This window comes from Staphylococcus sp. GDY8P119P (assembly GCF_017892075.1).
GTDB lineage: Bacteria > Bacillota > Bacilli > Staphylococcales > Staphylococcaceae > Staphylococcus > Staphylococcus ureilyticus.
In genome coordinates this window covers 338,152-356,437 of record NZ_JAESKJ010000006.1, presented here as the reverse complement: position 1 = coordinate 356,437, position 18,286 = coordinate 338,152, and the positions used below count along the sequence as shown (strand labels likewise).

The following is an 18,286-nucleotide window of genomic DNA, read 5'->3' as shown; positions in this document are numbered from 1 at the left end:
TTAGGTACATTGAATTACTAATTTTCATGATATTATAACTTGATTATGACAGAAAGTTTATAGTCTAACTGTATGCATAAGTCAATGAAAAACAACTCATGATATCAATATTTTTTATATTTCACATTGATAATCTTATTTAAGTATTCTATTTTATATAATTTAATCTTTTTAGTTCAAAAGTTCTACGTCTATTGAAATAATATTACTCACATTGATATATCTACCACTGTCTTTTAAGTAAAAGTATTCATGTTTCTTAATTGCTTTTTCAAACCTTTTTAAAGCCAATGCTTCACTAATTTCCCAAATATTTTCTACATACTCACGAAACATATTTCCATCGTTCGTTTTTATTTTAAAAACAAAAATTTCGTCCATCTATATTCACCCTGTGTAAGTATTATAAATTAATTATCCAACTAATTACTTAGCATTGCAAATTAGATACATTCCTAAATCGAAATACATTCTTACAATAATTTAATTGCTTTCAAAAATAATGCACAAGCACATAGCATATAGATTTTTAATAAAACAAAAGCCCTCAACCGCAATGGGTGAAGGCTCGGCTATGAAGACGCTGGGAGTTCGTTAAAGCGATTAACTATACATTTTTATAACTAATGCTATATCAACGTTTACATTGTCTTGATGCTGTAGTGTAAAATATTAAAATTGCAAAAACAACATAAATTTGTGCACTCTTAATGTATTCGTTCTCGCATGCAAGAGTTAATTACTTAAATACTTAATAATGTTATTAATCTGTTTCTTTAAATCGTTCTTGAGTAGCTGGCTCAGAACTTTTTTCTTCGGTTGTATTTTCAGAATGTTGCTCTTTTTTTATAGACTTCCCAATTGTACGTTTTTCTTATGTATTTTCAAGAGTCGTTCCTTTATTTTTGTCCACAATTACTTATGCTTAAGATGCCTCATTTTGACCATAAAAAGGTGTTTCTATGTAATAGTGATTTTCGTCACTTTTGCCTTTGTGATGTATTAATCACTCTTATTAAAAAATACTTGATTTTCCGTTTATAACTTTTCATTAGCAATTGTTTTCGCTTGATTGATAGTTAATTTTCCACCTTAATCATGTGACTTATCATCGACATTTTGTTTGTTATGTTTTGAATTACTTTTATAATTTTCATTCGACTTTTTATGGTCTTCATTGGGTTCATTTGAATTCCTCACATCATCCAGACTAATAAAATCACATCCACTCAAAAAAATTATAGTTACCAATGCTGAAATAAACAAACTTTTAATTTCACAATAAACTCTTATCTATATTCCTAGTACATATAACTTAGTAGAGATGTTTTTAACATAAAATACATAATTAAATATTAATATCCAAAATATTTATATATAACATATAATATTAATCCAATGGTTGGTCCACCAATTATTACCATAACCACAATACACCCAGTATCACCCAAAGCCCAATGCAATATTTTAAAGATTACTAGCCAAAATACAACAGTAACAACGATCCCTATAAGTAATATCAATAACATAGTAAAAATTCCAATTAAATCCATTCTATCCTCATTACTACTCCTTATACTGTTTTAAAATTTAACAAAGAATATTGTAACATTCTTTCACTTTCATTCAACAATAATGTTATTCAAAAAATATAATGTCCTATCATTAATTATTTACATATTGTTTTTCACTATCTAAAATGATTACAATTTTTAAATCTGCTATTCTTCTTTAGATTAATAACTTTCGTTACATATCCCATCATACATTAAGTTACTTAATATATTTCTGACATTTACTCTGTAATACATCGGGCAATGAATTTACGTATAGTTTTCGCTTTATTAAATAACCATAAGCATATTCACAAATATTAAATTTAACTATAACCTTTTGTTATCACTATTATTTTTTAAGTATAGTACAATTAAGTTAATAATTTATTTTTAAGGGAGAGCATTAAATGAAAAAGTTTTTATTTTTATTATTAGCAAGTTTTCTAGTTTTAGCAGCATGTGGGAATAAAGAAGAAAATAAATCAGAAGATACAAAAGAAACAAAATCATCATCAAAAGATGATAAGAAAAAATCAAATGATGATAAAAATGCATCTAAGGATAAGAAAACAAATAAAGAAGATAACTCTGATAGCGATAATCAAACTACTAGCAGTGACAGTCAATCACAAAATAGTGATGGCCAACAAGCTAACGTAGATAATCAAAATCAAACTACTAGCAATACACAACAAGCTAATTCAGATCAACAAGACCAACAAAATAAACAAATGAATGCTAACCAACAACAAAACACCGCTAACACACAACAACCGCAACAAGACAATCAACAAGCTAACGGTTATGATCCTAATAATCCATATATGAATATGCCTGACCAAGAATGGCGTAAAAACACTGGGGATGGTCTTTCATCTGGCGAAAAGCAAACTATGTATGCAATTGAAAATAATCAATATGAAGTTGAAGACGCAGAGCAAAAACTTGTAGCATTAAAATATTATCAAAATAAATATAGTCAATAATATTTACGATCACACTACTTGTGCATATATCTTTTATAAAACAACCCACCTAAACGATTAGGTGGGCTTATTTTATCTCCACAATATCTAATAAATTAACATTACTTAAACCAGTTACTTTATATAATTGTAGAGTTTCTGTGTACGGGTCTATTTTGTGTATGTAATTCACTTTTGTTTCAATATATCCACCTTCAAAGTAACGTATGTCAATTAATGGGTGGTTTTACATTTTTAATATTAATGTATCGTTTAAATCAGCAAGTTGGTGGTCATTTAATGTGGGCTTGTCTATCTTATTTTGGTCATTCATATACTGTTCTAATCTTTCGTACTGTTCGGGCATACTCTTGAAGGCCTGCCATTTAACCATTCCTCTGCCCTTTGGTATGCGTGGATTAAGATATTCACGTGGTATTTTAAGATAGTCAGTTTCATTTTTATATTTATTTGGCATCATAGTATCACCTCACTAAACACAACGGAACATTCGTTCGCATATGTAAATAAAAAAATAACCACCCAGTGACTAGTGTGGGTGGATTAAATCAAAACGGTACAGTTAGCTTCTTACTACTAAACGCAAGTAAGTCCACTGCACGTAATAAAATAAAACATACAACCAAATGATAGTATGCCAGTGTTAAACACTGTTTCCTCATTTATATTGTACCATAAAAAATAGGGAAAGCGCATATTGCCTATCCTAAACAGTATTATTAGAGAGCACTCTATTAAGGAATGGTAAAACTTATTCTAGTAATTTAAAATCATTTTATTACTTATTGATTTTAGTAAATACTATCAGTTTGGAATTTTATTGCAACACATATGAAAAATACCATTTTATTTTATATTATATTGTTATGTTAGTTATATAAATCAAAGGAGGTATTCATTATGAACAATTATGCGAAGTTTACTAGTATTGTATTAGCATCAATATTTACGTTATCTTTAGCCGGTTCACCTATCACACAAGCGAGTAAAGAAAACATTAATGTCCATCAAAAACAACAATTGAGTATAAATAACATACCAAGTGATGCACAAAAAGAAGGAGACCACTACGTTAAATATATTTCAGATCAAGAGTTAAAATCAGAATTAAATAAAAAAGGATATGATACTAGCGGTTTTGAATCAGCTGAAAGTAATAATAGTATCAATACTTATGCCGCTAAAAAAGGCGGAGTAACAAAAGCAGTATATGGTAAAGGCAAAAATTCGGATAAAGTAGACTTATACCTATCACATAGTGCAGCAACAGGTATAATAAAAGCTGGAGGGTCTGGTGCAGCTGGTGCGTTAGGAGCTTTAATTGGCGGTGTATCAGGTGGTTTTACAGGTTCGTTTGCAGGGTATCTAGTTAATGCATTTGGCGGTAATGCAGTTCCTAAAAATGGCATTATAATTAAAGGTAAAGTTGATGGTACTGTAGATAGTGTTGTAAATCAGTAGCAAATGAGGTGTTTTCTATTATTAAAATTTTAATTGTTTTTTTATCAGCCTTATTATCCACGTTGTACGCGTTGCTAATTTTAAATTTAGTTACCAATAAGACATTAAGTTCTATCTTAATAGGAATTGGTCTATTTATAATAGTATTTACAATTACTACAATTGGACAAAAGATGAATAATAACAAAAATAAATAAAAAAAGGGGTGGTTTTCAGCCCCCTTTTATTTACTTCATTTTATCCAATAAACTATTAAACATCTGCCTAATTCTTTGTGACTGCACACCAAATATACTCCCAGTTTCTTCAAATTTCACACCATTACTAAGTAATAAGAATAAATTATGTTCTTCTTCAGTCGCTACTCTTTCAACAATAGCCTCTAATTCATTAAAAAATATAACATCTTCAAAGCTTGTATCGTTATTATCTATTGTTTTATGGTAGTTTAATATAAATTCTTTTACAGTACCTTTATCATACTTCGTACATAATCTACTGTCTTTGCAACACGTTTTAATATAACTTCTTTTGCGTGTCTTAACGTTAATTCACTTATGCCCATCACATCAGCTATAACGTTCTCTGTATGGTTGTTATCATCCCACCATGACAATTTAATGATCTGTTGTACCTTTGTTTAGGTATTGTTGTATACCTCTGTAATGCCCTTTACAATCGATTCTAGGTTCATATATTGAAGTTCATCCATATCACTAGGTAGATTCTTATAAGTATCTACCATATTATGATAATTACACACGTATCTTTCTAGAACAACTTTCAATAAATTTCAAAATTTTTTACATGAAAAAAGCCCTCAACCACAATGATTGAAGGCTAGAGTATGGAGACGGCGGGAGTTGATTAAAGCGTTTATCTATACATTTGAAAATCGCTATAAGTATTGTCAAATCAATGTTTACATTGCCTTACTAGGTTAGTGTAAAATGTTAAAATTGCAAAAACAACATAAATTTGTGGCAACATATACGTATTCATTCCCGTATGCGTGAGATTTATATTCGCTAAATAAATGTAGTTGAAATTACAAAAATAAATTATCAACTACAATGATTTCACACAAATAATATTTTATCTTTTTATGACGTTATTTCTCATAAAATCCTAAAATATATTCATTTAAATCATTTTCATTTTTGAAAATCATTTTTTTATAGTAAAGTTTAACTTCAGCTAAGATCTCTGTCAATTCATCCTGTGCATCATTTACTATTCGGTTTATTTCATCAAATTTTTCTATTTCAAGTTTTATTGCTTCTTCCTTATATTTACCTTCTTTTTCATAAATGTAATTTTCATCTTCTCCTATTTGAAAAGAAACATAATCAGGGTCATAATTTTCATTTATATACCTTGTTAAATTTTCTTCATTTTTTATTGTATCTAATATAGTAACTTCATTTTGTATGATTTCAATTCTACATTCAACAAAATTAACTGAATTATCTCTATTTGGTTCAAGAAAAACTTTGTTAAAATTATCATATTCCTTAAGTATCAAATGGTTTTTATCAACATCTTGATTAAATTCTTTACTTATTTCTTTATAAATGATTTCTTCATATTTTTTTACCATTTTATTCTCGATATTATTTAAATAATCCTTTAAATAATAAAGTTTAATTCTATACAATTCAAAAGGATAAAACACACTATGAGATAATTCATCATCATATTTGATCCCACATTTTCCTACTTTCCTATTTAATTCATAAACAGAAAATTTATAATTTTGAAATTCTAAGGCATTTGATAATTCTCGTTTATTATGTATTTTCTTGATTAAAACTTTATCTATGTTCTCATCAAAATCTTTTAAAAAATTTCTATTATTAATAGAATACGTTTTTAAATCATCCATTATCATTTGATTTTTAGCTATTTTACTTGCATTTTCCCCTGATATTTTAGCACCTAAATAAGCACCACCAAATGTGGCAAATATTCCAATAAAACTAATCGCTATTGTATAACCTTCCAACTTATTTTCAGGGTCTATATTACTTAATATGTAGCCAATCGTAAAAATAAAAGCGAATATCATTAAACCAATTACACCAATAATAGTTATGACAGTTTTGCCATCCAATCTATTCAAGTTCTACTCACCTCTTAATTATTGTCATTTTAATTATCTTCTAAAAAGCACCCTAATACAAGATGAATTAAGAAATAATATTACTATTTACTTTTCATTTATATACAATTGGACTTTATCGTCCTTTGCTATCGTCTTTTTTGGATAAAAGTATGTGGTCATTTTTGACCGTGTATCGTTACATATTGGTTAAACACTTTTGTCTAACCAATATAAATACTCATTTTTGAGTAATAGCACATAAACTTTTTTGTGTGTGTACTTTTAATAAGACATTTTTGTCCGACCAATTTTACTGATTTTAAGTAACATCACACCTCTATCTTAAAAGATTACACCAAAATTACCAAATCCATTTAATTATCGACTCTGACATTCACTCTGTGCTGCATCGAGAAATGAATTAACGTATAGTTCGTTTGACGTTCTATAATTATGTCCATATTATCATTAAATATAAACAAATTCTTAAATTTTTATATTAACCATAACTTTTTGTTATCACCTTTATTTTTTATGTATAGTACAATTAAGTTAATAATTTATTTTTTTAAAGGGGATAAGTAGAATGAAAAAGGTCTTATTTTTATTATTAGCAAGTTTTTTAGTATTGGCAGCATGTGGGAATAAAGAAGAAAGTAAGTCGGAAGATAAAAAAGAAACTAAATCATCTAAAAAAGATGATAAAAAATCAAATGGCGATAAAAAGTCTAATGACAACAAGAAAACTGATGATGAAAAATCAACATCTAATGAACAAGTAGCAACACAAGAAGAAACTACTCAAACACAAGAGCAAGTTAACACACAAGAACAACAACCTGTTCAATCACAGAAACAAACACCTACACAACAAGAGCCTACTGACCAAGAGAAAATGGAAGCTAATGCAAAAGTTGCGAAAGAACACGGATTTACAGGTATTCCTAATGGCGATGTTGGCATGTTAGATGAAAATCAATCCCCAGACGACGATTCAGAACAAATTTATGATTATGAAAATAACGGAGTACAACGTACACCTAGTGAACAAAAAGCACATGAAGATTGGGTTAATGGGCAAGATGAGTGGATGAAAGCTAGTGAATCTGAAAGAGAAGAAATAAGAAAAGCTGATGCAGAAAAGTATGGATATGAATATGATCCAAGTGATTATGAAGAATAGTAATACAAATGCACCTCATGTCATTATATATTTTTATAAAATAAACCCACCTGTGGGTTTATTTTATAAAAATTCTATCATCATTCAAGTACGGGGATATAACAATTTTTCTATCTAAATTATTTTTGACAAGTATCAAAGCAAATTCTAATCGTATTGAATCTTGATATATTATTTCTAAGTCCTGCCATATCTCTTTTTCTTTGTCTGTCATTAAATCAGTATGCTTGATTGTGACTTTATTTAACTTTTTGGCACGTTCCACCATAGCGTTATAGTCTATACCTTTGTACATACAATCACCTCATCTATATGATAGAACAAGTGTTCGTGTATGTAAATAAAAAAATAAGCCCACCTAAACGGGTGAGCTAGTTAAGAGATTGTTTTAGAGTTTTGGCAAGCGTTCTATGACGCTTAATTTAATATACCACATAATTTTTAATATAAACAAAAACCCCACCCGAAGGTGAGGCATTTAATAAGTGGGAGCCACTACAGCTCCAATGGTAAGTATAACATAAAAAAAACAGGGCAAGCACCTAGTGCCTACCCTTTGTAGCGACATAAAAAATCATAACATAAAAAGTAGGCACGGGACAACGTACCTACTTTTAACTTGAAAATGAATAGCGATTGTATGGCTAAAATTATTTTATCATAAAAAAGACACCCCATAAAGAGGTGTAAACAAATGTATTTAAAAATGAGATAAAAATTCTGGAGAAAAAATTATCTAAATTAATTATATCATGCCCAAATAATATTAGCTAATTGTACCCAACACATATTACTTCTAAAAAATAACCACCCAGTGACATGTGTGGGTGACAAACGAGTTTTATTGTTTAATGTAGTCATACAATGCTACATGTAATTATAATATACCATAAAACAAAACCACCCACCAGTTGGTGAGTGTTTTTATTTACTATTCAAAACCCTCCCTTAGTTATAGTATGATAGTTATAATTATTACAATTTATTAGGAGGCTATAATAATGGAATTACCGAATAGCGATATAGAGATTCGTCCAACCTTAAGTAGTTATAACTTTTATATAGGTCAAACAGGAAAACCAGAACATAACCCATTATACAATTTCGACTTATTATATGATGGCGCTGAATTAGGTTTTTCTTTCACTTTAAGTGGTTTAAATAGGGTAAACAATCCATATGATTCAGAAAACAAAATATCTATTTTAATTATGTATTACATTAAAAATGGTCAAGTTGGTTTTAAATTAAATAACATGTGGACTATAGATTTAGATGAAAAGCAGATGCAAAATACTCATGAAAATTTCCAATTTACAATTACTAAAACATATTTAGAATTCGAACAAAAAGAATATGATATGTACAACACGTATCCACTATTAAAAATCATTGCTTTTCCTAAGAAAATAAACTTAGAAGAAATAAATGAAAACATATTATCTCAATGGATGACATGGAACCAAACAGGAGAACTTTTAAACGTCAAAATACCTATGTTTCCCGAAAGGAATGTATAATATGGGAGCAACAAAAGTGATTTCACAAGAGTATTTATTGAAAAGGAAAGGCTTAAAAGATACCGATATACCAGCTAATTATGATAAAATGGAATCATACAATGGAACTGGCTCCGAAGGAGGTAAAAAACTAATGAGTGATCACATAAGCAGAGAAGAATATGAAAATTTCAAAAATCATTTAGACACTAAATTTGATAGAATTATAGATAAATTGGATGAGAATCGTAGAGAAATCAAAGATGATATTATAACTAGCAGACAAGAGATGAAAGATGATATAAATGAATTTAAAAATAGAACGCTAACCGTATTTGGTCTAGCTGTGGCAGTTGTGGGTATTATAGTTCCAATTGTACTTCACTTTATATAATTTTGGACAGTAATACTGTCCTTTTTTTATGCAAAAAATAGGGCAAGCACATAAGTGCTTACCCTTATTTATCATCCCAACTTATCTAATACATTATCCAATATTTGCCTAACTCTTTCTGCAGATACTTCAAATATACGGCCTATTTCTTGATAAGTCTTGCCTTCTGCTAAAAGCCAAAATATGCATAACTCCTTATCTGTGGCCACTTGTTCCACTAACATTTCTAGCTCATTATAAAATATGCTATCTTCAATATGATTATCGTCTATAGGGACTGTTTCCACTTGATTATTCACACTAAAGAAGTCATCCAACGTTGTATCTTCATCACACTCATTATGATTATTCGTCGTCTTGTAGTAATTCAGTATAAACGCCTTAACTGTCTTTTTATCATACTTCATACATAATCTACGGCCTTTGCCACACGCTTTAATATAACTTCTTTCGCATGTCTTAACGTCAATTCACTTATACCTATCACATCAGCTATAACGTTGTCTGTATAGTTTTTATCGTCCCACCATGACAATTTAATAATCTGTTGCACTTTTACTTGGCTATTGTTGTATACCTCTGTAATACCCTTCACAATCGATTCTAGGTTCATATATTGAAGTTCGTCCATATTGTGAGATTCATTCTTATAAGTGTCTACCATTATGTGATAATTGCGCATGTAACGTTCTAATATAGGATAGTCTACATCAGTCATATTACTAACTCCTCATGTTCTTGATTTAATGAAGCTTTTGTTTCAGTTAAAAAGTTTTGATATATGACTTCACTTTCTTTTTGACGCTGTTTATTGCGTTCTACACGCTTATGATGATGGACTTTATACAAATCTTCCTGTAGCTTATCAATCGTCTTGTGTGGCTTCTCACTGCCATTTGATTGGAAATATCTCATGACTTCTTTTTGCTCTCTATGTGTGTATCTATGAATGATTTTCTTTAACAGATTCAGTTTCTTAGTGCTATTACGTTTAAAGCGATCGAGTTCATCTTTTTGTTCTATGATCCACAATACTAATTTCTCTAAAGGATAAGACACAGTGGTCACACCCTCTACTTCATCGCAGTACGTATGGCTCATATTTAAGTCATACATGGTATTAATCTGTTCTTGTATGGTACGAATCTTACTGTTAATCATCATTGGGGAGTATTGTGTTAAAAGCTCGTATTCGGTAATCTTAGGTTCTTCATAATACCAAAGCACATTTTTACTTCTTTTTAAAATCATTGCAGGCCTCCCTAGCACTTTATTATTTAATCGTTATTATCCATACCAAACTCTTCATATACCGATTGTGGTTTTTTACCATCTTCAAAAAATTCACTGAATGGATCATATTGTTGCTTAGGTTTCGGTTCCATGATTTTAAGCCGAGATTCAACTGTAAGTCCTAACTTAGGCGCAATACTATTTAACTGTGATAATGCATCACGTTTGATTGTATGATTAGGATTAAGTTTTGACCCTCTTTCAGTCACAACTACCGAATCTTCATTTTCTAATCGTTTATTGGCGTTGATGTAATCAGAATAGGCTTGACAATACGTTGATACTAACGCCAAATCTAAGCTCGCTACAGGCAACTCATTAAGTAGTGGATAAATTCTGTACCATTCCTTTGTAGCTTCTGAATCAAGCCAATCAGGTGCTTCTGGTGCTAATTTAGTAAGATTATTCATTGCTTCTTCAGTAGCTTTTCTTTGGTCTTGTACATCTTTTGTACGGTATGCTTTCTGTTGTGATAATAATTTTCTTTGTGACATCCATATCATCTCCTATTAGTATTATATGTATTGAAACAATAATTCATATTAAGCTCTGACAAACGTCTTATAGTGCATTGAAAGGCTTAATAGTCGGATATTAGGCCATAAACGGCTTAAATTAGGCTATTTTATCTATTGATATTGTGAATTTTTACACAATTTTAGCTTTTCATTTCAAGATTCGGTTACGGATAAGTCGGGCTCGTTTAATTCGTTTTCAAAAAGGCTGGGCGCAAATTCAACGCCCCCCTTTAAAATTAGAAATTATTTTTTTCAAATTTTATTTTCTTTTTTATAATCTCCAGTATTATTTTCACTGCCCGATTAAATTATCTATCCCATTAAAATTATTCATACCATCTAATTCACTCTTACTTTATTCAAGTATATTTATCGCTAAAAACTTCACTTTTAATCTATCTATTTAAACAGCTTTCACGCACTATATAACAGCTTGTAACACTTAATATATAATCATCTATACATGCGCTGTATCACTCTCTAAATGGCTACAAACACTATTGTATATAAGCAAACCATTTACGCTTAGTCATAACGATTAGTAACTCATTTATGTTTCTCATATTGTTGTTACTTATCATCTAATAACAATAATTAATATTTATATTTATTATTTGAAATCAGAATCTTAATTTAATTTTCGATTTACTTTTTAAATTTATTCTCACAAACATTTTTGTAATTCAAATCTCAATTTACTTTTGTCTTTAACATTTACTTTTTGATTTGGTGAATGAACTTCACAAATGAATTGAATAAACAATAGAAATCATTAATCTTCTGAAGTTAATCAACAATGAAACTAAACAGAAGAACATCAACAAACAATTAATGTTAATTAAATTAAGAACAAATGATTTAAGTTAATTGATTGAATTAATTTAAATTACATTTTGTTTCTTCTCTTTTATTATCAATGAACAATCACAACAAACAAATGAAACTCTTTACACAATGAGTTTGATCACTTAATGTAATGACCTTATAAACTCTGTGTTCAATAGACTGACCTTTAACATAGGTAGCTTATTCACTGTGTCCTTTATTGTGCAGTCCCTTGATAACTATACCTTTAATATATTGGCATCTCCTTATATATCAGCCACATTCAATCTACCCATACTTTCATCACACCCACTACTTATAAGAAAAGACCACCACCAATTAAATAGTGATGGCCTTCGTCAACGTGCACAAGATTACACAGAACTAGAACCTAATGAAAATAATAAGGAGTAATATACCCAATGGCTAATTTAGACTTTAATATTGAGCGCTCAGTATTAAAGATTTAAAATATCTTCAATATCTATATTATAACATGAACGCTGCCATAAAGCTACTTCTCACTACTTAGTATTAATAGAAATCGCACGAATATTATTTACTTTTTCAATATGGTTATTGTGAATCGTTAAAGCATCTGAATAGACTTGTACATTCTTAATCTTGTTCTGCTGTACCAACTTCACAAATTCTTTCAGTATAGGTCTTTCATCAACAGTTATTGCTATACCTAAGACACCTTTGTTATTCAATACGATAAGATTACCTCTTGAAACAGAACCGAGCACATTTCCTTCAGTATCATTGTCTAACATCACACATAGTTTGCCGTTATCCTTAACATCATTCAAAGCACCTTTGCCTATCTCAACAGGTTTAAAACTTTGATGTGTCGTGTCTGCACCTTTTGTATCACTCATTTCAGCTGATGCACCTTCAGCCAGCGCCTTAAATGTAATACGATTTTTAGCGTTATTATATTTAATATTATGATCTGATTGTTTAATTGTTCTAAGCATAAGCGACCTCCTTACCACTGTTTATGACCATAGTAATATTTTTGAAAATCATCACGAGAAACAGCTCCTAATTTCTTCTCTAGTTTCCACGCATAACCTCTAGGCGTTGTATCGTGTTTATCTTTATCCAAATTAACTTCATGGTCGAAAATTTGTCCTTTATAATGATTGTAAGTTGCGTTAGGCGCTAGTTTTTCTTGTTTAACGTATTGTTCACGAGAAACACGGCGACCTGCCTCATTTTTGTTTTCAACCATTTTACGGTAAATATCTGCCACTTCATTTAGCTTATTATTCATTTCTTCCGCTAATTTTTGATGTGCAGCCTTAAATTCTGACATTTCTTCGTTGTATGCCTTATAGAACTCTTTAAATTCTTCATCAGTCACTTTGAAATTTTCTTCATTAAGTTTATCATCTAATTCAACTAACTCATTCTCTAAATCTGACTGTTGTCTCTTCAATTTAGTAGCTTCAGCATAATCGTCATTTTTACGATGATATTCTATTTTATGACTGATATCTTTAATACGTTCCGTTAATTGATTATATTCTTGCTTGAGTTTTTTAGATCTAACGCCCTTATCATAAATTCCATTATCAAAGATATTGATTGTATTGTCTTGTACTGTTTTTGCCATAATTAAATTCCTTCTTTCGATTTTGATTTATAATTCGTTTTATTTCGTTAAAGTCTTTCTCTTTTCTAGCATATTTCCTTATCAAAGAACTAATATACCTATTCGATACATTGTTCACATGAGTAGGTAAACGCGCTAGAATCTGATATGCTATCCGTTTGTGATTCATGGAAACACTCCCTTAACTTATTTTCTGTGTATTACCTTTAATATGGTGTGTTGGCATAACATAGTGACTACTTCTATCAATTTCTAACATACGTTTATCATCTCTGTATTTCTGCCAATATTTAGCATCTGCAGTGAGTTTATTAATTTCATCTAGTAAATAATTAATCGCTAAATGATCACCGCGTAAATATATTGTCATATGCCCTACACTGTTATAGTTGAGTTTCAAATTATACCCTCTTAACCACAAGAAAATTGATTCAGTATTTAACCTTGATTGCAGCGTTGCCTGTCCTAAACCCGACAAACACCAATCACATGTTATAAAGTCTATTTCTAAATAGTGATACTTGCCCTGTGTTTTATAGATGTGACAAATAGGTTTGTTAGCAATTTCTAAATTCTTGATATCATTAATATTGAGTTTCTTATTATTTAATTTGAATGATTTCTTATAGCTCATATTCTTCATCCTCTATTCTTTTTAATATATCCCAAGTAATTTTTAGTACGTGCTATTACTAATTCAAATCCACCATGAGCAATCAATTTATAACTGGTACGTCTATTAGTATTAGGTACATAACTTTCACGCCATGCCACCCATTTTTCATCAATGTATTCGACATAGACTGCCGATATTTTACTTATTGAACAGAAATACATTTCTTCTGGTATTCCAACAATTAAGCCTATCTTTTCAGCTTGTTTATCATAATTTATTTCAATATTAGTAGCCTGCACTTCTTACAGTAGCCTCCCAACTTTTTTCATCGAAAACATCACCATTTTTATTATCCCCAATCAAAATACGCAATGGTTCAATGTCGATGTTACATTGCTTCGCATAGCTTGCTGCTTTATATAAATCATTATTCCTATATTCGCTTTCACCATTTACAATACGTTGATATGCTTGTTTACCTAATCCACCTTTACCAGCACCTAAATGGTCAAAATTGTGGTCTGATAGCACTTGTTTCATAGAATATGGCTCTAACACTTGTTGGGTGTAATTACCACGTTTAGAAAAAATGCGATTTTCAAATTCTCCATTATATTCCGTTACATCTTGGTCGTTATGTTTATAAATCCCCTTATGCGTTTGACTATTTGCTAACACGAAATAGTTGTTATCATGCGCCTTTATATCTACTGATGGTAAATAATCTATTTTTTGGCCGTATTCAATACCGACCCTTTTTTTGAATATTATGTGCTTGCCACCACTAGGCGTTGTTTGTACCAAAGTATTTTGAGCATTTGCTACAACCTCGTTATAAAAAGGAATCATCTTTAAACTTTCAAATCCGTTTTTACTTTTAACATGATCTACATCAATATCGATACACCACACACCACGTGTAAGTACACCCAATACACGCGTTTGATGATAAAAACTTGAATGATATTCAACGAAATCATCGGTAACATCTATATCTGCAAAAGTTACACTAGGTTTCTTGTACTGATTTAAAGGTATAACTTGAATATTCTTTTTTAATAAATATTTTGCTACATGATAACCTGTCATTGAATACCTCCTTACCTAACTCTTGTAGCGCTAAATTTTTCTATAGTAGCTAAAGTATTTTACACTTACAAAAAACGCTATAGAAATTAGAGTTACAAGAGTTAGTGACTGTTATTACAACGTTTTAAGAGTTATAATAAGAGTTAGTAAGAGTTATACTAACCCTTAATCTTCTGAAATTAATTCTAGCGCCATATTAAATAATTCTGCATTCCCAACATTGTGAACTCTAGTATTAACACCATCTATCCATTTTTGATTATTTATACTAACCCCAATTTTTTTCATATCATCTTTAGCTTGCTTGTATCGTAAACTGTTATAATCTTGTTCAATCAACTTTTGTAACGTTTCATCACCAGCAAATACAAAACTTTGCCTAGACAATGCTTTCAATAAAGAACCCTGTGTTTCAGTCAATTCATCTTCACTAAAATAATGTTTAAGTGTTACATCGTTGAACTGAAATTCTCGGCCAATTTCTTTCAGATATTCTAAACTTGCAATCAAGAATGAAACTGCAGCTGCTACTGATTTTTTACCGTTAGGTTGCACAAAATCCCAATAAGGCTTAAATATTTGATAACGTTCTTCGTCTGTTTCGTTAAGTGGTCTATCTTTAAGTGAAATCTTAATTGTACGTGTCGTATTCGCTGTAATTTCTCCTGTATCCACACTTTCATTTGTATCAAGAATTAAAACTGCGTTATTTTTAAATGTGAATGCATTTCTGCCTATACCTCGCCCCGAAATAACTTCACCAGTAGCAATTTTTCTTAAAATACGCATCATTACTTTTGTAATTTCACCAGTTTCGTTTGCGTGTGCAATATCTGCACCGTAAAAATTCATCCATTCGTTAGATGCTTCAAATCCACCTGAAATTAAGCTGTCAAAATTCACTTTATTAACTTGTAACAGTGCATCAAATGTAGTCATTAGTAAGCCTTTGCCCGAACGACCAAAATCCTTCATCAAAAACCATTTCTCAGCTTGTATAAGGTTCATCTTGCGATACATTGTATAAGCGTGCATTAGCATTAAATTATTTTTGCTTTTATCATTTTCTGTTACTAGATCATAGAAACATTTAGGTGTATCTGTATCAATCGCTGATGTATTAACATCATATTTTTTAGCGTATAATTCATCTGAATTGAGTGATTTTTTCTTAAACTCTAAGTTTCTACAATCGTATATCCAATCATTACCTGCAATGGTATATGGAAGGATATTATACCCATGTTTAACATTTAAGTGTTCTCGATACATTTCAAGCATCACTTCTAAAAAATCGTTTATTTGATGCTTATTATCGACTGGATAATTTAATGCAAAATTCGTATCGTCTATCACTTCATACGTGTTATTTTTCACTATTAAAAATGAATCTAATTCATCTGAATAAATCACTTTATCTGATATGAGATCAGCTATAAATCTTGCGTAATTGTTGAATGTATCTGATTTAAAACTTGCTTTCTTTTCCTCTTCGCCATTGTCATTTTCTGTAATTTTAGTATTTACAATTCCGTAAATAACACCAATTTCTTTAGGAATTATGATATAATCTAAAGTAAGATTATTAATGTAATCACCTATATCATTCTTTTCACGATGATACAAATTACCTTTATTATTAAAAACTTGTTTATCACTAGAGATAGAAGCGAAATTAATTCGCTTACTGATCTCCTTGATTCTGGATAAACTTGTTGTATTGATATAATCTAAATTTGAATGAAATTCAAAATGTTGTTTATAAAGTGTTGTTTCGTCCATACAATCAACCTTTCATATATGTTAGTATTTAGTTAGATATTTTTTGTTAAATATCCGTGTTTACGCGTTTCGTGATTCCTCGCCAAAGTTCTCACGGGACGCTTTTTCTATGCCTAATATTTCATCAAGTTTCTCATTTGCTTCTGATTCTGTTTTTTCTGCTGCATCATACATTGCCCATATTAAGTTGGCAACTTCGCTTAATTCGCTATATTCTTTACTATCTTTATCAGTGATTAAATCCATTTTTCTTACAATTAAATCCATTGATTCTCTAAATGCCTTAGCTTTAGCACCGTAATGAGCTAATTCTACTAATACTTCACCTTTAGTTACTTTTTCTTCTCTGACCATTTTATAACTCTCCTTCTATTCCATAATGTTTGTCAAACGCAATTTCTTTTGTTTCAAATTTAGAAGATTTTTCATCAAACTTATTAGCTTCATCTTCTAAATCTTTAGATATTATTTCTCGTAATTCTATTAATTTTGTAATTGCTTCAGCATCTTCATTAGTACAATTAGTTTTAATAAATAAATCAATTGCTTGAACCATTTCTTTATGTGTTTCAAATCTTCCGTATTGATATTTCACTTCTGCAAAAGTCATACAAAAATCTTTTAGTGGGCTTGTATTTTTCATATTATTTTTCCTCCAATAATTGTTTTCTAATTTTTCTATCATTAAACCATTCTGTTATTGCCCATGATGTAATAGCTAGTGGACTATATAAAGCCATACTATTAAAAATATCTTCTGTCACATAACCTACTGTAAATGAAGTCAATGAGCTTGCTGTGATAAGTGTTCCGAATAATTTCATTTTTGTATTCACCTCCTATTGTCCTACTGAAATTGAATTACTAAATAATTCATCAATTGGCATTTCATACAATTCAGATAAAATTTTAGCTTCTGGTAATGTGAAGTTGGCCTTTCCCAGCTCTTTAAGTCCGTACCTTTGTTTTGAAATACTCAACTCACGTGCAACTTGTTCTTGTGTGTGACCTTTCTCACGTCTTGCAACGAATAACATTGGGTATGCTAAATTTGTCATTTTATTTCCTCCTTAATTTCAAAATCAAATAAATAATCCATATTTACGTTTAAATTTTCCGATATCTTTTTTGCCATTTTAGGGCTTGGTGTAGCTTTGTTATTTACAATCAAACTTAAATAAGAAAGTGAAATACCACTAATTTTTGAAAAACTTCTTAAACTATGTCCTCTTTTAGCAATCAAATATCTCAATTCAGGTATATTAGTTTTTGTCATAAGTCCACCTCACTTTTTGTTACTTAAACAAGTAACATTTATTTGCTACACCCTAAATATAAACTAAATTAAGTTACATTACA

The 18,286-nt window shown here is 29.9% G+C and carries 26 protein-coding genes; 6 read left to right on the top strand and 20 right to left on the bottom strand.

What is annotated here, in order from left to right; translation table 11 throughout:
• Nucleotides 1-171 precede the first annotated feature (171 nt).
• Complete coding sequence (locus KA830_RS05825; protein ID WP_046207460.1) at nucleotides 172-381, bottom strand: hypothetical protein; 210 nt, start codon at nucleotides 379-381, stop codon at nucleotides 172-174.
• A gap of 1,582 nt (nucleotides 382-1,963) precedes the next feature.
• Here KA830_RS05825 and KA830_RS05820 point away from each other — a divergent pair.
• Nucleotides 1,964-2,542: a hypothetical protein gene (locus KA830_RS05820; protein WP_210134130.1), complete on the top strand. Its 579-nt coding sequence runs from the start codon at nucleotides 1,964-1,966 to the stop codon at nucleotides 2,540-2,542.
• A gap of 226 nt (nucleotides 2,543-2,768) precedes the next feature.
• Here KA830_RS05820 and KA830_RS13885 read toward each other — a convergent pair whose 3' ends face one another.
• On the bottom strand, nucleotides 2,769-3,002 hold the full coding sequence (locus KA830_RS13885) for a YolD-like family protein (RefSeq protein WP_204180529.1): 234 nt from the start codon (nucleotides 3,000-3,002) through the stop codon (nucleotides 2,769-2,771).
• Between the two features lie 440 nt (nucleotides 3,003-3,442).
• Between KA830_RS13885 and KA830_RS05805 the strand changes: the two genes are divergently transcribed.
• Nucleotides 3,443-4,003: a hypothetical protein gene (locus tag KA830_RS05805; RefSeq protein ID WP_204180528.1), complete on the top strand. Its 561-nt coding sequence runs from the start codon at nucleotides 3,443-3,445 to the stop codon at nucleotides 4,001-4,003.
• A gap of 463 nt (nucleotides 4,004-4,466) precedes the next feature.
• Here KA830_RS05805 and KA830_RS13675 read toward each other — a convergent pair whose 3' ends face one another.
• Both KA830_RS13675 and KA830_RS05795 read right to left on the bottom strand, forming a co-directional pair.
• Nucleotides 4,467-4,619 carry a hypothetical protein gene (locus KA830_RS13675; protein ID WP_239436928.1) on the bottom strand — a complete coding sequence of 51 codons (153 nt, stop codon included), beginning with the start codon at nucleotides 4,617-4,619 and terminating at the stop codon, nucleotides 4,467-4,469.
• Between the two features lie 495 nt (nucleotides 4,620-5,114).
• Nucleotides 5,115-6,125: a YrzE family protein gene (locus KA830_RS05795; protein ID WP_210134128.1), complete on the bottom strand. Its 1,011-nt coding sequence runs from the start codon at nucleotides 6,123-6,125 to the stop codon at nucleotides 5,115-5,117.
• Nucleotides 6,126-6,693: 568 nt separating this feature from the next.
• Between KA830_RS05795 and KA830_RS05790 the strand changes: the two genes are divergently transcribed.
• Nucleotides 6,694-7,290 (top strand): hypothetical protein, encoded by a 597-nt coding sequence (locus tag KA830_RS05790; RefSeq protein ID WP_210134126.1) that lies wholly within the window; start codon nucleotides 6,694-6,696, stop codon nucleotides 7,288-7,290.
• Nucleotides 7,291-7,348: 58 nt separating this feature from the next.
• Here KA830_RS05790 and KA830_RS05785 read toward each other — a convergent pair whose 3' ends face one another.
• Nucleotides 7,349-7,585: a hypothetical protein gene (locus KA830_RS05785; RefSeq protein ID WP_210134203.1), complete on the bottom strand. Its 237-nt coding sequence runs from the start codon at nucleotides 7,583-7,585 to the stop codon at nucleotides 7,349-7,351.
• A 706-nt stretch (nucleotides 7,586-8,291) separates the two neighbouring features.
• Between KA830_RS05785 and KA830_RS05780 the strand changes: the two genes are divergently transcribed.
• Together KA830_RS05780 and KA830_RS05775 are read left to right on the top strand one after the other, a co-directional pair.
• Nucleotides 8,292-8,810, top strand: a complete 519-nt coding sequence (locus tag KA830_RS05780; protein WP_069796053.1) for a hypothetical protein — start codon at nucleotides 8,292-8,294, stop codon at nucleotides 8,808-8,810.
• Between the two features lies 1 nt (nucleotide 8,811).
• Nucleotides 8,812-9,183: a hypothetical protein gene (locus KA830_RS05775; protein WP_069796050.1), complete on the top strand. Its 372-nt coding sequence runs from the start codon at nucleotides 8,812-8,814 to the stop codon at nucleotides 9,181-9,183.
• A gap of 71 nt (nucleotides 9,184-9,254) precedes the next feature.
• Here KA830_RS05775 and KA830_RS05770 read toward each other — a convergent pair whose 3' ends face one another.
• From KA830_RS05770 to KA830_RS05755, 4 genes are read right to left on the bottom strand one after another with little or no spacing between them, the layout of a single operon-like run.
• A complete protein-coding gene (locus KA830_RS05770) occupies nucleotides 9,255-9,590 on the bottom strand; it encodes a sigma factor-like helix-turn-helix DNA-binding protein (protein WP_210134124.1) in 336 nt (111 codons plus the stop codon).
• Entirely contained in the window at nucleotides 9,587-9,901 is a 315-nt protein-coding gene (locus tag KA830_RS05765) for a hypothetical protein (RefSeq protein ID WP_069796046.1), read from the bottom strand. The genes KA830_RS05770 and KA830_RS05765 overlap by 4 nt, the downstream gene beginning before the upstream one ends.
• Entirely contained in the window at nucleotides 9,898-10,434 is a 537-nt protein-coding gene (locus tag KA830_RS05760) for a pathogenicity island protein (RefSeq protein WP_210134123.1), read from the bottom strand. The genes KA830_RS05765 and KA830_RS05760 overlap by 4 nt, the downstream gene beginning before the upstream one ends.
• Before the next feature lie 26 nt (nucleotides 10,435-10,460).
• Nucleotides 10,461-10,970, bottom strand: a complete 510-nt coding sequence (locus tag KA830_RS05755; protein ID WP_069805117.1) for a phage terminase small subunit P27 family — start codon at nucleotides 10,968-10,970, stop codon at nucleotides 10,461-10,463.
• Between the two features lie 1,104 nt (nucleotides 10,971-12,074).
• Here KA830_RS05755 and KA830_RS05750 point away from each other — a divergent pair.
• On the top strand, nucleotides 12,075-12,233 hold the full coding sequence (locus KA830_RS05750; RefSeq protein WP_210134122.1) for a hypothetical protein: 159 nt from the start codon (nucleotides 12,075-12,077) through the stop codon (nucleotides 12,231-12,233).
• 110 nt (nucleotides 12,234-12,343) lie between these two features.
• Here the strand turns inward: KA830_RS05750 and KA830_RS05745 are convergent, their stop codons facing one another.
• The 11 genes from KA830_RS05745 to KA830_RS05695 form a co-directional block, all read right to left on the bottom strand.
• The gene (locus KA830_RS05745) at nucleotides 12,344-12,799 is read right to left on the bottom strand and encodes a hypothetical protein (protein ID WP_210134121.1); all 456 of its coding nucleotides are present in this window, start codon (nucleotides 12,797-12,799) and stop codon (nucleotides 12,344-12,346) included.
• Between the two features lie 11 nt (nucleotides 12,800-12,810).
• Nucleotides 12,811-13,440, bottom strand: coding sequence for a hypothetical protein (locus tag KA830_RS05740; protein WP_210133713.1), 630 nt, complete (start codon nucleotides 13,438-13,440; stop codon nucleotides 12,811-12,813).
• A 181-nt stretch (nucleotides 13,441-13,621) separates the two neighbouring features.
• The gene (locus KA830_RS05735; protein ID WP_210134120.1) at nucleotides 13,622-14,074 is read right to left on the bottom strand and encodes a hypothetical protein; all 453 of its coding nucleotides are present in this window, start codon (nucleotides 14,072-14,074) and stop codon (nucleotides 13,622-13,624) included.
• Nucleotides 14,075-14,079: 5 nt separating this feature from the next.
• A complete protein-coding gene (locus KA830_RS05730) occupies nucleotides 14,080-14,355 on the bottom strand; it encodes a pathogenicity island protein (protein WP_071560456.1) in 276 nt (91 codons plus the stop codon).
• Complete coding sequence (locus tag KA830_RS05725; RefSeq protein ID WP_210134119.1) at nucleotides 14,342-15,145, bottom strand: bifunctional DNA primase/polymerase; 804 nt, start codon at nucleotides 15,143-15,145, stop codon at nucleotides 14,342-14,344. The genes KA830_RS05730 and KA830_RS05725 overlap by 14 nt, the downstream gene beginning before the upstream one ends.
• A 165-nt stretch (nucleotides 15,146-15,310) precedes the next feature.
• A complete protein-coding gene (locus KA830_RS05720; protein ID WP_210134118.1) occupies nucleotides 15,311-16,927 on the bottom strand; it encodes a phage resistance protein in 1,617 nt (538 codons plus the stop codon).
• Between the two features lie 60 nt (nucleotides 16,928-16,987).
• The gene (locus KA830_RS05715) at nucleotides 16,988-17,281 is read right to left on the bottom strand and encodes a hypothetical protein (protein ID WP_210134117.1); all 294 of its coding nucleotides are present in this window, start codon (nucleotides 17,279-17,281) and stop codon (nucleotides 16,988-16,990) included.
• 1 nt (nucleotide 17,282) lies between these two features.
• Nucleotides 17,283-17,570 (bottom strand): hypothetical protein, encoded by a 288-nt coding sequence (locus KA830_RS05710; protein ID WP_210134115.1) that lies wholly within the window; start codon nucleotides 17,568-17,570, stop codon nucleotides 17,283-17,285.
• Nucleotide 17,571: 1 nt separating this feature from the next.
• The gene (locus KA830_RS05705) at nucleotides 17,572-17,751 is read right to left on the bottom strand and encodes a hypothetical protein (protein WP_210134113.1); all 180 of its coding nucleotides are present in this window, start codon (nucleotides 17,749-17,751) and stop codon (nucleotides 17,572-17,574) included.
• 15 nt (nucleotides 17,752-17,766) lie between these two features.
• A complete protein-coding gene (locus KA830_RS05700; RefSeq protein WP_210134111.1) occupies nucleotides 17,767-17,985 on the bottom strand; it encodes a helix-turn-helix transcriptional regulator in 219 nt (72 codons plus the stop codon).
• On the bottom strand, nucleotides 17,982-18,203 hold the full coding sequence (locus KA830_RS05695; RefSeq protein ID WP_210134109.1) for a helix-turn-helix domain-containing protein: 222 nt from the start codon (nucleotides 18,201-18,203) through the stop codon (nucleotides 17,982-17,984). The genes KA830_RS05700 and KA830_RS05695 overlap by 4 nt, the downstream gene beginning before the upstream one ends.
• Nucleotides 18,204-18,286: the final 83 nt, after the last annotated feature.